Annotated in this window: 10 protein-coding genes; 4 read left to right on the top strand and 6 right to left on the bottom strand. The window is 65.1% G+C overall.

Annotated features, from left to right (window positions below; all coding sequences use genetic code 11):
• Nucleotides 1–69: 69 nt before the first annotated feature.
• From arcC to EJO69_RS10255, 4 genes are all read right to left on the bottom strand, one after another.
• A complete protein-coding gene (gene arcC / locus EJO69_RS10270; protein WP_126041571.1) occupies nucleotides 70–1,032 on the bottom strand; it encodes a carbamate kinase in 963 nt (320 codons plus the stop codon).
• Between the two features lies 1 nt (nucleotide 1,033).
• Nucleotides 1,034–2,038, bottom strand: coding sequence for an ornithine carbamoyltransferase (gene argF, locus EJO69_RS10265; protein ID WP_126041569.1), 1,005 nt, complete (start codon nucleotides 2,036–2,038; stop codon nucleotides 1,034–1,036).
• A 35-nt stretch (nucleotides 2,039–2,073) separates the two neighbouring features.
• Complete coding sequence (locus EJO69_RS10260; RefSeq protein WP_126041567.1) at nucleotides 2,074–3,297, bottom strand: arginine deiminase; 1,224 nt, start codon at nucleotides 3,295–3,297, stop codon at nucleotides 2,074–2,076.
• A gap of 370 nt (nucleotides 3,298–3,667) precedes the next feature.
• A complete protein-coding gene (locus tag EJO69_RS10255) occupies nucleotides 3,668–4,585 on the bottom strand; it encodes a VOC family protein (protein ID WP_126041565.1) in 918 nt (305 codons plus the stop codon).
• Between the two features lie 184 nt (nucleotides 4,586–4,769).
• Here EJO69_RS10255 and EJO69_RS10250 point away from each other — a divergent pair, with 184 nt between their 5' ends.
• From EJO69_RS10250 to EJO69_RS10240, 3 genes are all read left to right on the top strand, one after another.
• The gene (locus EJO69_RS10250; protein ID WP_126041563.1) at nucleotides 4,770–5,969 is read left to right on the top strand and encodes an AI-2E family transporter; all 1,200 of its coding nucleotides are present in this window, start codon (nucleotides 4,770–4,772) and stop codon (nucleotides 5,967–5,969) included.
• 199 nt (nucleotides 5,970–6,168) lie between these two features.
• Complete coding sequence (deoC, locus tag EJO69_RS10245) at nucleotides 6,169–6,864, top strand: deoxyribose-phosphate aldolase (RefSeq protein WP_126041561.1); 696 nt, start codon at nucleotides 6,169–6,171, stop codon at nucleotides 6,862–6,864.
• A gap of 1 nt (nucleotide 6,865) precedes the next feature.
• The gene (locus tag EJO69_RS10240) at nucleotides 6,866–8,389 is read left to right on the top strand and encodes a xylulokinase (RefSeq protein WP_126041559.1); all 1,524 of its coding nucleotides are present in this window, start codon (nucleotides 6,866–6,868) and stop codon (nucleotides 8,387–8,389) included.
• A gap of 118 nt (nucleotides 8,390–8,507) precedes the next feature.
• Here the strand turns inward: EJO69_RS10240 and EJO69_RS10235 are convergent, their stop codons facing one another.
• Nucleotides 8,508–9,389, bottom strand: coding sequence for an SDR family oxidoreductase (locus tag EJO69_RS10235; RefSeq protein WP_126041557.1), 882 nt, complete (start codon nucleotides 9,387–9,389; stop codon nucleotides 8,508–8,510).
• A 468-nt stretch (nucleotides 9,390–9,857) separates the two neighbouring features.
• Between EJO69_RS10235 and EJO69_RS10230 the strand changes: the two genes are divergently transcribed.
• Nucleotides 9,858–10,826: an NAD-dependent epimerase/dehydratase family protein gene (locus EJO69_RS10230; RefSeq protein ID WP_126041555.1), complete on the top strand. Its 969-nt coding sequence runs from the start codon at nucleotides 9,858–9,860 to the stop codon at nucleotides 10,824–10,826.
• A 6-nt stretch (nucleotides 10,827–10,832) separates the two neighbouring features.
• On the opposite strand, the gene poxB is transcribed toward EJO69_RS10230, so the two are convergent.
• A complete protein-coding gene (gene poxB / locus EJO69_RS10225; protein ID WP_126041553.1) occupies nucleotides 10,833–12,545 on the bottom strand; it encodes a ubiquinone-dependent pyruvate dehydrogenase in 1,713 nt (570 codons plus the stop codon).
• Between the last annotated feature and the right edge of the window lie 171 nt (nucleotides 12,546–12,716).

The raw sequence follows: 12,716 nt of genomic DNA, 5'->3' as shown, positions 1-12,716 counted from the left end.
GTCGGTGCTAGCTTCTTCGCGGGATCTCTCCCGCCCGGTCGGAGGGAGTCTCCCCCCGGCCAGAAGTTTTCAGTTGTCTGTTGTGAATGTGCTCGGCCGGCCGTCGACGATTCCGCCGTAGAAGCCTCCGGGCGTGATGAGCGTGCCCGCCTCACCGTTGATGATCTTCACGGCATCCTCGAGGCGGCCGATGGCCGCGACGTTGCCGGTCAGTTCGACGAAGCGGCATGCAGCTTCGACCTTGGGACCCATCGACCCCGCGGCGAATCCCTTCGACCGCATCATCGCCGGGGTGGCCGAGCGGATCTCGGTCTCCTCCGGGGTTCCGTAGTTGTCGAGCACCGCGGGCACGTCCGTGAGGATCATGAACATGTCCGCGTCGAGAGCTTCGGCGAGGACTGAGCCCGTCAGGTCCTTGTCGATGACGGCCTCGATGCCGACGCGGTTGCCCTTCTCATCGCGGATGACGGGGATGCCGCCGCCGCCCGAGCAGACCACCACAGCACCCGTGTCGACGAGCGTGCGGATGATCCGCGTCTCGATGATCCGCTGCGGCATCGGGGAGGCGACCACGCGACGCCAGTACTTGCCGTCCTCGCGCATGACCCAGCCGCGCTCCCGCTCGAAGACCTTCGCCTCGTCCTCGGTGTACACCGCTCCGACGAACTTCGTCGGGTTGTCGAAGGCCGGGTCGCCGGCGAGGACCAGGGTCTGGTTGATGATCGATGCGACAGGACGATCGGGCAGCCTGTTCTGGAGTGCCTGAAGCATCCAGTACCCGATCATGCCCTGCGTCATCGCACCGAGCGTGTCGAAGGGATAGGGCTCGGACAGCGTGTCGTCGTTAGCCGACTGGAGGGCGAGAACGCCGACCTGAGGGCCGTTGCCGTGCGTGAGGACGAGCTCGTGGTCATCTGCCAGCAGCCCGAGGGAGTCGACAGCCTTCCTCACGTTCTCGATCTGCGGGGCAGCGTCCGGCTTCTGGCCGCGCTCGAGAAGAGCGTTGCCACCGAGAGCTGCAACAATCCTCATCTCACATCTCCCCGAGGGTCGCGACCATGACGGCCTTGATCGTGTGCATGCGGTTCTCGGCCTCGTCGAAGACGAGCGATGCGTCCGACTCGAAGACGTCGTTCGTCACCTCGAGCCCGTTGCCCATGCCGGTCTTCTCGAAGATGTCCTGGCCGACCTTGGTGTTCGTGTCGTGGAACGCCGGGAGGCAGTGGAGGAACTTCGCGTCCTTGCCGGTGGCGGCGAGGAGCTCCTTGTTGACCTGGTAGGGGCTGAGCTGCTCGATCCGCGCATCCCACACCTCAGCCGGCTCGCCCATGGAGACCCAGATGTCGGTGTAGATGAAATCGGCGCCTTCGACGCCCTTCTTGGGATCGTTCTCGTACGTGATCTCCGAACCCGACTTCTCCGCCAGCTTGGCCGCGATCTCGCGAACCTCGGGGATCGTCTCGAGCTCCTTCGGGCCGACCATCTTGACGTTCATGCCGATGAGAGCACCGCCGACGAGGAGGGAGTTCGCCACGTTGTTGCGGGTGTCCCCGACGAACGCGACCGTGATCTCGTTGTAGGGCTTGCCCGAGGCCTCGTGCATCGTCAGCTGATCGGCGAGCGTCTGGGTGGGGTGCCAGTCATCGGTCAGGCCGTTCCACACGGGGACGCCGGCGAGCTTGGCGAGAGTGTCGACATGCTCCTGCTTGTGGCCGCGGAACTCGATTCCGTCGTAGAAGCGGCCGAGCACGCGGGCGGTGTCCTCCACCGACTCCTTGTGGCCCATCTGCGAGCCGCTCGGGTCGAGGTACGTGATGTTCGCACCCTGGTCGTAGGCGCCGACTTCGAACGCGCAGCGGGTCCTCGTCGAGGTCTTCTCAAAGATGAGGGCGATGTTCTTGCCCTTGAGGTACTGGGTCTCGGTACCGTTCTTCTTCGCCGCCTTGAGTTCAGCGGCCAGGTCAAGCAGGTACATCCACTCTTCTTGAGTGAAGTCGATTTCCTTGAGGAATGACCTGCCCTTGAGGTTGACGGCCATGAGGCTTTGTCCTTTCGATGGTGTGGTTGGTATGTCTAGATGTCGTCGCGTACGGTCGGGCAGCTCATGCAGCGAGGCCCGCCTCGACCGCGGCCGAGTTCTGCTCCGGGAACCGGGATGACCCGGACGCCCTCGGATTCAAGGTACGCGTTCGCCTCGACATTGCGGTCGTAGGCGACGACGACGTTGGGCTCAATCGCAAGCACATTGCACGCATCATTCCACTGCCCGCGCTCGGCCGCGAAGTCGTCCTCCGGCGTCGTGAGGATGCGGACTTCGGGAACGTCGAGCGCGTCGGCGAGAACCTTGTGCATATCCTCGCCGGGGGCGTTCGCGACCTCGATGTCGCCAGGGCGGGAGCCCTTCGTCACGGTGACCGAGGGGAGCATGCCGAGGTGCTTGTACTTGAGGAACGTGTTCTCGTTGACCATCGTCATGACGGTGTCGAGGTGCATCTGCGCCCGCTCCTCCTTCATGAGGAAGCCGATGACGCGCGTCGCCTCGCTGTTCCACAGGAGGCTGCGGGCGAGCCTTTCGAAGCCGGCCGCTGTCGTGCGCTCGGAGATGCCGATCGCGACGGCCCCGTTGCCGATGACCTCGACATCGCCGCCCTCCACAGTGGCGGCCCGGTCGGCAAGGCCGCCCGACCACTTCTTGAATCCCTCGTTGCGGAACATCGGGTGCCACCGGTAGATGGCCTCGAGGTTGATCGTCTCGCGCATGCGGGCGACCTTCTGCATCGAGTTGATCGAGACTCCGTCGAAGATCCAGCAGGAGGGGTCACGGGTGAAGAAGTGGTTCGGCAGGCAGCGGAGGACCATGAAGTCGTTCTCTGCGCGTGCGAGGTAGGCCGAGTCCAGCTTGCCCGTGAGCTCGATGAGCTCCGTCTTCGTGACGCCGGCGATGACCAGTTCGGCGAGATCCGCGGCCGAGAGGCTGTCAGCGTACTCCCGCATGATCTGGGTGCCGGTCACTCCGTACCAGCGCTCCTCGAAGGTCTCGTCGCTGACATAGTGCCGGGCCTCAGGGATTTCGAGCGCTTCGGCGAGCAGCTCCCGGAGGTAGAGCACCTCGGCTCCCTCGTCGCGCATCGCCGCCGTGAACACGTCGTGCTCGGCCTGCGCCTGCTGGGTCCAGAGCACGTCGTCGAAGAGCAGCTCGTCCTTGTTGGTCGGGGTCAGACGGTCCATTTCCCGTCCGGGGCGGTGGACTATAACCTGCCGCAGTTTTCCCACTTCTGATGCGACACGGAATGTCATCGGGGATCCTCTCGTCGTTGAGATCTGATGGCGCACCGCCAGTATTGCCCAAAATAGTACGGCAGTACTAGGACGTTAGTACTAGCGTACTTAACGTAACCTGCCGCACTTTTTCTCAACCTGCCGACCAGCCTGGTGCGCAATCATCACTTTCCCTTGAGAATCAGCCGAAATTCGGACATTAGCACGCCTCGTGAACGACCCTGACAACTCCATCCGCACATTGTTGCAGGCATGGGCGCACATCCGTTACATCTGCCACGGGGCGGATGCGCGTTCGGATCACCCCTCCGCGGCGACAACACCACTCCTGTCGCTGCATGCACGACGACGCCCCAGCGCATTGCGCTGGGGCGTCAACCTGACTGGACTATCGCAGGAGCAGCTCGTCGACAGAGACCCCCGGGAGCGAGACGCTCACCTGGGTGTTCCACGGATCCGCGGCGACGACCGACGTGCCGTTGTCGGAATGGGAGATGCCCTGCGCCGACAGACGCGCCACGAATGCGTCGAGGTCCTCGCGACCGGGGACGATGATCGCGACGTTGCCGAGCCCGAGGCTCGCGGCGCGCGGGCCCGCGCCGCGGCTGTTCCAGGTATTCATGGCGACGTGATGGTGATAGCCACCGGCCGACGCGAAGACGGCCTGATCGCCGAGCGACGAGGTCGGGTCAAATCCGATGCCATCGATGTAGAACCTGCGCGCCGTCGGGATGTCTCCGACCTGGAGGTGGACGTGACCGATGATGCCGGCGGTGACGGGCGCCGCATCGACGGACTCCTGGTTGAGGTTGTCCTGCAGGAACTTATTCGGGTCGATGTAGAGCGTCGCCATCTCGACCTGCCCGTCTTTCCACGTCCACTGATCCCGCGGACGGTCGACGTACAGCTCGATACCGTTGCCCTCGGGGTCGGTGAAATAGAACGCCTCGGACACGAGGTGATCGCCCGACCCCACATACTGACCGCGGGCATCACGCGCTGCACGGTAGACGGTCGCCGCGAGCGACGCACGGTTCTCGAAGAGGAAGGCGGTGTGGAACATGCCAGCCTGCCGAGGGTCGCCCGCCGGGAGCCCCGGTGTCGCGACGAGCCTCATAAGCGGGACGCCCGCGCGGCCGAGAACGCGGTGAACCTCGCCGCCGCGAGACTTCTCCTCGATCGGCACGAGCGCAATCGCGTTCTCGTAGTAGGAGGACATGAGTTCGAGATCCCCCACGCGGAGGGTGACGGCATCCATCCCAGCCGCGGGATTGATGACGCGCTCTGCGACTTCTCCATTCACCATTCTGCCTACTCCTTTAATTGATTTCGATTTCAACTATTTACAGCCTAGGAGTAATTAGTTGTAACCGCAAGTGCTGTGAGGCACGGGTCACGACCTGCTCGACGGGTCCCATCAACGCAACACAGCTCCGCCCGCGTTTCCCACCGATCGGCGCGGACTCTAGGATGGCCGCAAGGAGGCCGCCATGAACCTGTTCACACGACGGCAGAAGACGACACCGATCGCGCCACCGCCGCCACGCGTCGAGCCGAGGGCGCCACACAATCCCCTGCCGGGCACCTCCGTGGGGATCCCCCCGATTCTCGCGAAGTTCGGCCTCGGATCCTGGTACCTCATCGGGATCATCATTCTCATCTCATTCATCGTCTTCGCGACCGCGAACGTCGACTTCATCTTCGTCACGGTGTTCCTCGCACTCGTCGCCACGTCGGTGCTGAGGCCGATCACCGACCTGCTCGCGCGCTGGCTGCCGCGAGCGCTGGCGATGGTCGTCAGCCTTCTGCTCGTCATCGGTGCCTTCGCAGGCCTCGTCACCTTCGTCGTCATCTCCGTCCGCAGCGAATGGGAGGACCTCGCCTCACAGTTCAGCGACGGCATCGACTCGATCCTCGAGCTGGCGGAGAACAATCCTCTGCCGTGGAGCGTGAGCTCCGAGGAGTCACGACAGTGGATCTCCGACACGATCGACGACGGTATCGCCTGGCTCCAGGAGAACACCGGCGAGATCACCTCGCAGGTCATGTCGAGCGCCTCGTCGATCGGCTTCGGCATCATGATCCTCTCGCTCGCCGCGCTCGTCACCGTCTTCTTCCTCCTGTCGGGCGCCCAGATGTGGCTCTGGTTCCTCAACGAACTCCCCGACCGGCACCGCGACACCACCCACCGGGCGGCCATGGCGGGCTGGCTCGCCTTCTCGGGCTACGCACGGGGGACGATCATCATCGCCCTCATCAATGGCGCGCTCGCGTTTATTCTGCTCATCGCCCTCGGCGTGCCACTCGCCGCACCCCTCGCCGTCCTCGTCGTCATCGGCACCTTTATTCCGCTCTTCGGAGCGCCCGCAGCGATGGTCATCGCGACGATCGTCGCACTCGCCGCCAACGGCATCGTCATCGCGCTCATCGTCCTTGTCGGAATCGCCCTCATCGGCCAGCTGGAGGGGAATGTCCTCCAGCCACTCATCATGGGCAGGCAGGTGTCCCTCCACCCGACAATCATCGCCCTGGGCGTCGCGGCCGGCACGTTCCTCGCGGGGCTCCTCGGCGCGATCGTCGCCATTCCGATCCTCTCGGTCCTCTGGGCCGTCTATAAGGTGCTGCGCAGGCAGGATCCGCCGCGGGAGACGCTGCCGCATGTCGACAAAGAGGAGCTCCTCGAGTCATAGTCGAGTGACGAGCCGAATCGTTGCCACCGCACCGATCTGGACAGATCCCATCCACCCGCACCCGCACGATCACCTCGCTGCGGTCGGGGCCCCAACCCGTCGATGCGGGACTTTCTGCCTATTGATAACATCCTGTCTAGACTTGTATGGTCGTGGTGTCTGCGCTCGCGTGGCGAGCGATCTTCAAAGGAGAGGACGAATGACACTGACCGTTGCGGAATACGCAAAACATTTCGATATGGCACTGCATCTGCAGAGCTCAACCGAGCAGGACATCCGCGAGCACGCCCGTGCCGCACGCGAGGCCAACGTGGCCGCCTGCTACACGAACTCCTACTGGACGCCCGTCGTCGCCGAGGAACTGGCCGGATCCGACGTCCGCGTCGGCACCGCCATCTCATTCCCCTACGGATGCACGTCGACTGCGATGAAGTTCGCCGAGATCGAGGAAGGTCTCGAGCTGGGTGCAACCGCTGTCGACATGGTGCTCAACATCGGCGAGTTCCGCGACGGGAACGACGCGCTGACGGTCCGCGAGCTCGACGGCCTCGTCGAGCGCTGCGAGGGCCGCGCGATCTCCAAGCTCATCTTCGAGGTCTGCTACCTCACCGATGAGGAGATCGCCCGACTCACCCGCCTGTGCAGCGATGCCGGGATCGACTACGTCAAGACCTCGACCGGATCGCAGGGCTTCCCCACCGAGGCTCAGGTGAAGATCATGCGCGACAACATCACCAATCCGACAACCAAGCTCAAGGTGTCGGGCGTGCCCCGCACCTTCACCATGCCGGCCTCGCTGTGGCTCATCGAGAAGATGGGCGTGTCCCTCATCGGCACCAGGTCCGCCGCCAAGCTCGTCGCGCAGTATGCCGACTACCTCGAGAATGGAATCTGACATGTCAGAAGAGAAGTACCTTGTCGGCATCGACGCCGGCACCACTGGATGCAAGACCGTCGTGTTCGACCTCGACGGCAACCCGCTCGGCGAAGACTATCGGGAGTACCCGACGCTCTTCCCGAAGCCGGGCTGGATTGAGCAGTCCTACGACGACATCATTCCGCCGCTCGTCGAATCCTGCCGCGTCGCCATCAACAAGTCGGGAATCGATCGGACGAAGATCGCGAGCCTCGCCTTCTCCTCGCAGGCCCCGCTGCTCACAATGCTGGATGAGGATGGCTTCCTCATGCGCGACTTCCTCTCCTGGCAGGATCTGCGCGGCGCCCCCTACATCCCCAAGCTGCGCGAGGCCTACGGCGCCGAGAAGTTCTACCGCGAGACGGGCGACCCGCTCGGCACGAACTCTGCCGCTCCGAAGTGGGCCTGGCTGCGCGACAACGAGCCAGAGAACTTCGAGCGGGCGCGCTGGCTCCTCTCCGAGCAGGAGTACCTGCTCAAGCTCTGGGGTGCCGAGGAGTACTGGACGGACCTGTCCTCCGCGTCCCGCGAGGGCATGCTCGACGTCGACACCCTCGAGTGGTCGAAGGGAGTCCACGATCTCGTGGGCCTGCCCATCGAGAAGCGCGCGAAGATCTCAACCCAGCCCGGCCAGATCGTCGGCAGCATCACCGGTGACATCGCCCTGCGTGCGGGCCTGCCGGATGGGGTGCCGCTCGCGATCGGCGGCCACGACCAGAACTGCTCGACGTTCGGCGGCGGCGCCGTCAAGGGCGGCGACACGGTCATGGTCATGGGAACCTTCGGCTCCTGCTACGTCGTCATGGACGAGTCCCGCCGCGATCCGCAGCGCAAGCTTGTCGTCAAGCCGAACCACGGCATGGGCAACTGGACCATCGAGGCGTTCTCAAACACGTCCGCCTCGGCGTTCCGGTGGTACCGCGACACGTTCGGCGATCTCGAGACCTCCGCGGGCCGCGTTGTCGGAATCGATCCGTACGACATGATGACCCGCCAGGCCTCCCGCTCCCCCATCGGCGCCAACGGCGTCACGTTCCTTCCGTACCTGGCAGGCGCCTCCGGCGCCCGCCAGAACGCCGATGCTCGCGGGAATCTCTTCGGCTTCTCACTGTCGACGAATAAGTCCGACGTTGTCCGTGCCGTGCTCGAGGGCATCTGCTTCGAGATGAAGGACATCATCAACGCCCAGAAGGCCGCCGGCATCGACATCGACACGATCCGCCTCGTCGGCGGCGCGGCGAAGTCGCCGTTCTGGAGCCAGATGCTCGCGGACTCGCTCGGCCACCCGATCGAGATCCTCGCCAACGACCAGGCGGGCTGCCTCGGCGCCGCGATGTACGCGGGCGTCGGCGTCGGCGTCTACGACTCCTGCGAGGAGGCCGCCGAGCGCGCCGTCAAGGTCTCGGGCCGCTACGAGCCGGACACCTCGAAGGCCGCCGAGTACGAGGCATCCTTCGAGCGCTTCGTCGAGTCCTACGAGGCACTGGACGGCAGGCTGTTCTAACCCTGTCACAGACGCGGTGGCCGCCCACTATGGGCGGCCACCACTTTTCACGTCCTCATCGAGGCTGTTTCCACCGGATCGTTCCCTGGGACGCTGGTCCCGCAGAGTGTTCCGCCCACTACGGGGTGGGCTTGCCTCCCGTGACACCGAGGGTCTCGCCCGCCACGTAGGACGATTCGTCCGAGGCGAGGAAGACGTAGGCCCCCGCGAGCTCGACGGGATGCCCGGCGCGGCCGAGCGGGGTGTCCTGGCCGAAGGACGTGAGCTTCTCCATCGGCTGGCCGTGGCTCGGCTGGAGCGGCGTCCAGATCGGGCCCGGCGCGACCGCGTTGACACGAATGCCCTTTGGCGCGAGCTCTTGGGCGAGTCCCTTCGAGAGGTTGTTCATCCCCGCCTTTGTGATCGCGTAGTCGAGCAGCGTGTCCGAGGGCTGGTAGGCCTGGATCGAAGAGGTGAAGATGATCGAGGATCCCGGCTGCATGTGCTCAAGCGCCGCCTTCGTCACGCGGTAGGACGCGTAGATATTCGACTTCATCGTGAGGTCAAAGTCCTCATCCGAGATGTTCTCGATGCCATCGTGCCAGATCTGGCGGCTCGCATTGTTGACGAGGATGTCGAGACCGCCGAGCTCCCGGACCGTCTCCTCGACGATGTGGCGACACTGGTCGAGCTCGATGAGGTCGCCCGGCAGGGCCACGGCCTTCCTGCCCTCGGCCCGGATCGCCTCGAGCACCCGGTCGGCGTCGACCTGTTCCTCAGGCAGATAGGAGATCGCGACATCGGCGCCCTCGCGGGCGTAGGCGATGGCGACGGCGGCGCCGATGCCGGAATCGCCGCCGGTGATGAGGGCCCTGCGGCCGGACAGCCGCCCGTTGCCGACGTAGGAGTCGAGGCCGATGTCGGCCTGCGGTTCGAGATCGCGGTCGAGGCCCGGATGCTCCTGGGTCTGCTCCGGCGGGTCGACCTTCCGGAAATAGTTGCGCGGATCATTCAATGTCATGATTACCTGCTTTCTATCGAACGGATGTGATCGAGCCTACAAAGATCACACGATCGACGACAACGCTGGCGGAGTTCTTTGGCGCTTTTCTATACGCTGAGCGTGAACCCTCGGATATCGCTGGGAACGCGCCGCTCTCGGCTTGTGGAGCACGGATCTGCCGCCTACCGTTGTCGGTACGTTCACGAGGGCGATCATTCGCCCGGTCAGGAGGAATCATGAGCGGTAAACACGCCAAGCGCGAGGACGATGTCGAACTCGAGAAGGTCGCCTCACAGGAGGAGCCCGAGGAGGGCGAGACCACCTCGGAGGCAGAGGCCGACCGCGAAGACTGATTCAGCGGAGCCGGGCGGCAGAAGCTTCAGGGGTCCCGGGTGACGGTGTCGACGCACCGGCGCCCGGGACCCCTCCGTTATCCACTCTGCACAGCTACCCACTCTGTTCAGCATTGACGAAAGGCGGCGCGATATGGAGATCCTCGTCCTCGGCGGGACCGGATTCCTCTCCGGGGAGGCCGCCCGCGCCTTCATCCGGCACGGTCACGAGGTGACCTGTGCTGCCCGCGGCGTCACGGGTAGCGCCCCGGAGGGCGCCACCTTCATCACATGGGACCGCGCCGGCACACCGCCCTTCGAGCTGCTCGAGCACGCACCCGATGTCGTTCTCGACATCTCCAGCAATCCGACGAGAGTCGGGGACGCCCTCGGCCTGTTCCCGCACGCGCGGTGGATCTACATCTCGTCCGTCAGCATCTACCCGACGATGACGGCGCCCATGGGCACGCCGGCCGACACAAAGACGGCCGAGCCGGTCAGTCAGGGCGGCCCCGACGACTACCCGGGGCTCAAGGCGGCCTGTGAGCGCCTCATCGAGCAGCGGGCCCCCGACCATGCCATCATTCGACCCGGCCTCATCGTCGGTCCCGGCGACCCCACGGGGAGGTTCACGTATTGGCCAGTCCGGCTCGCGGAGGCGGCGGCCGACGGCCTGCCGTACATCGCGCCCACCCCGCCGGAGGATCCGGTGCAGTGGATCGATGTGCGCGACCTTGCCGAGTGGATCGTCCGCCTCGCCGACAGCGGCGACATCGGGATCTGGGAGGCGATCGGAGAGCCGATGCCGCGCGAGCGCTTCCTCAGCGAGATCGCCACCATCACCGACGGCGACCCGACCCCCGTCTGGCTCGACCCTCAGGTGCTGGAACAAGAAGAGATCGGCTTCTGGATGGGCGAGCGCGCACTCCCCCTATGGATCCCGGTCCCCGAGCTCGAGCACATGATGAACAGGGATCTTCGCCCGGCCCGCGAGCGGGGCCTCACGACGCGCCCCCTCACCGAGACCGCGCGTGACACGCTCACCACGAGCATCCCAGTTGACGGATTCCTCTCGCGCACCGACGAGCTCGCCGTGCTTCGCCGGCTCGGTCATCTCGACTGACGGCGGTCAGAACAGCTGGCGGGCGTTCGCCTTGGCGAGGTCGATGAGCTCCCCGCCCCGGCCGTCGAGCACCGTCTTGACCGCATAGGCGCTGAAGCCCTTGACCTGCTCCGCCTCGATCGACGGCGGCAGGGTGAGCTCCTGCCGCTCGGTGACGACATCGAGCAGGGCGGGCCCGTCGGTCGCCATGAACTCCGTCACCGCCTTCTCGAGATCCTTCGGTCGGTCGACGCGGATGCCGGTGATACCGATGGCCTCGGCAAGGTCGGAGAAACGAGGGTTCTCGAGCTCAGTCGCGTAATTGACGACACCGGCCGCCTTCATCTCCAGTTCAACGAAATTGAGCGACGAATTGTTGTAGACGACGATCTTGATCGGCAAGTCCAACTGGCGCACGGTGAGCAGCTCGCCGAGGAGCATCGCCAGCCCGCCGTCGCCAGCGAGTGCAATGACCTGGCGCTCGGGGTGGGAGGCCTGGACGCCGATGGCCTGCGGCAGGGCGTTCGCCATCGAACCGTGGGTGAAGGAGCCGATGAGCCTGCGCCTGCCGTTCGTCGTCACGTACCGACAGGCCATGACGACCGGTGAGCCGACGTCGGGGATGAATACCGCATCGTCGGCCGCCGCCTCATCGATCAGGCGGGTGAGGCGCTGCGGGTGGATCGTCCTGCGGGAGTGCTTCGTCAGGTCGTCGAGCCCCTCCCGTGAGCTCTCGTAGAGTTCGAGCATCGCATCGAGGTGTTTTCTCGAACGCTTCTGCTCGACATGCGGCAGGAGGACATCGAGGGTCTCCTTCACTCCACCGACGAGGGGAATGTCGACCCGCGTGCGCCGACCGATCTGTTCGCCGCGGATGTCGACTTGGATGATCGTCGCGTGTTCCGGATAGAACTGCGTGTAGGGGAAGTCGGTGCCGAGCATAAGGAGGGTGTCCGCCTCGTGGAGCGCGTGGTACCCGGATTCGAAGCCGATGAGCCCGCTCATCCCCACGTCATGCGGGTTGTCGTACTCGACGTTCTCCTTGCCGCGCAGAGCGTGAACGACCGGCGCCTTGAGGCGCTCCGCAGCCGCGATCAGCTCGTCGTGGGCGCCCGCGGCCCCCGCGCCGGCCAGGATCGTCACCCTCTCCCCCGCGTTGAGCGCCTCGGCCGCACGGGCGAGGCTGCTCGAGTCCGGGTAGAGGAGGGACTGCTGGTGCCTGATCTCCTCGGCCTCAGCCTCGATCTCGGTGAGGAGAAGATCGCCGGAGATGACGAGCACAGCGACGCCGCGCTTCGTCAGCGCCTCGCGCATGGCGATGCGCAACAGCCTCGGCATCTGCTCCGCGCTCGACACGTGTTCGACGTAGACGCTGCACTCGGCGAAGATCGCCTGCGGGTGGGTCTCCTGGAAGTAGCCGGAGCCGATCTCGGAGGACGGGATGTGGGCCGCGAGCGCAAGGACCGGCACCCGGGATCGCTGAGCGTCATAGAGGCCGTTGATGAGGTGAAGGTTGCCGGGGCCGCAGGAACCTGCGCACACCGCGATCTCCCCCGTCATCGCCGCCTCCGCCGACGCCGCGAAGGCCGCGGCCTCCTCGTGACGCACATGGACCCAGTCGAGCCCGCTCTGCCTGACAGCGTCGGTGAAACCGTTGAGCGAGTCTCCCGACAGTCCATACACGCGCTCCACTCCGCTCGTCGACAGAGTCTCGACGATGAACTCTGCAATGGTCGCCATGTTCTCTCCTTCATCCTGGACCACCCAACCTAGGGCGTTGACCAGCGGAAAGACAGCACTGAGCCGCTCAGCGCCAACCCCGTCCATGCAACTCCAAGGAAGGGCACCACCCGGGGCCTGCGGAGGCGGTTGAGTACTCCAGCACACCTCGATCGACTCGGGCACGCATGC

It is taken from the genome of Flaviflexus salsibiostraticola, assembly GCF_003952265.1.
Taxonomy (GTDB): Bacteria; Actinomycetota; Actinomycetes; order Actinomycetales; family Actinomycetaceae; genus Flaviflexus; species Flaviflexus salsibiostraticola.
Note: the sequence above shows the minus strand (reverse complement) of the source record. Positions and strands in the feature narration are given on the sequence as shown.

What these genes read in the sequence shown, in the direction of transcription:
- deoC (WP_126041561.1), top strand. Translation starts at nt 6,169, where the DNA reads ATGACACTGACCGTTGCGGAATACGCAAAACATTTCGATATGGCACTG.
- EJO69_RS10230 (WP_126041555.1), top strand. Translation starts at nt 9,858, where the DNA reads ATGGAGATCCTCGTCCTCGGCGGGACCGGATTCCTCTCCGGGGAGGCC.
- argF (WP_126041569.1), bottom strand. Translation starts at nt 2,038, where the DNA reads ATGGCCGTCAACCTCAAGGGCAGGTCATTCCTCAAGGAAATCGACTTC.
- EJO69_RS10255 (WP_126041565.1), bottom strand. Translation starts at nt 4,585, where the DNA reads ATGGTGAATGGAGAAGTCGCAGAGCGCGTCATCAATCCCGCGGCTGGG.
- poxB (WP_126041553.1), bottom strand. Translation starts at nt 12,545, where the DNA reads ATGGCGACCATTGCAGAGTTCATCGTCGAGACTCTGTCGACGAGCGGA.
- EJO69_RS10235 (WP_126041557.1), bottom strand. Translation starts at nt 9,389, where the DNA reads ATGACATTGAATGATCCGCGCAACTATTTCCGGAAGGTCGACCCGCCG.
- EJO69_RS10240 (WP_126041559.1), top strand. Translation starts at nt 6,866, where the DNA reads ATGTCAGAAGAGAAGTACCTTGTCGGCATCGACGCCGGCACCACTGGA.
- EJO69_RS10260 (WP_126041567.1), bottom strand. Translation starts at nt 3,297, where the DNA reads ATGACATTCCGTGTCGCATCAGAAGTGGGAAAACTGCGGCAGGTTATA.
- EJO69_RS10250 (WP_126041563.1), top strand. Translation starts at nt 4,770, where the DNA reads ATGAACCTGTTCACACGACGGCAGAAGACGACACCGATCGCGCCACCG.
- arcC (WP_126041571.1), bottom strand. Translation starts at nt 1,032, where the DNA reads ATGAGGATTGTTGCAGCTCTCGGTGGCAACGCTCTTCTCGAGCGCGGC.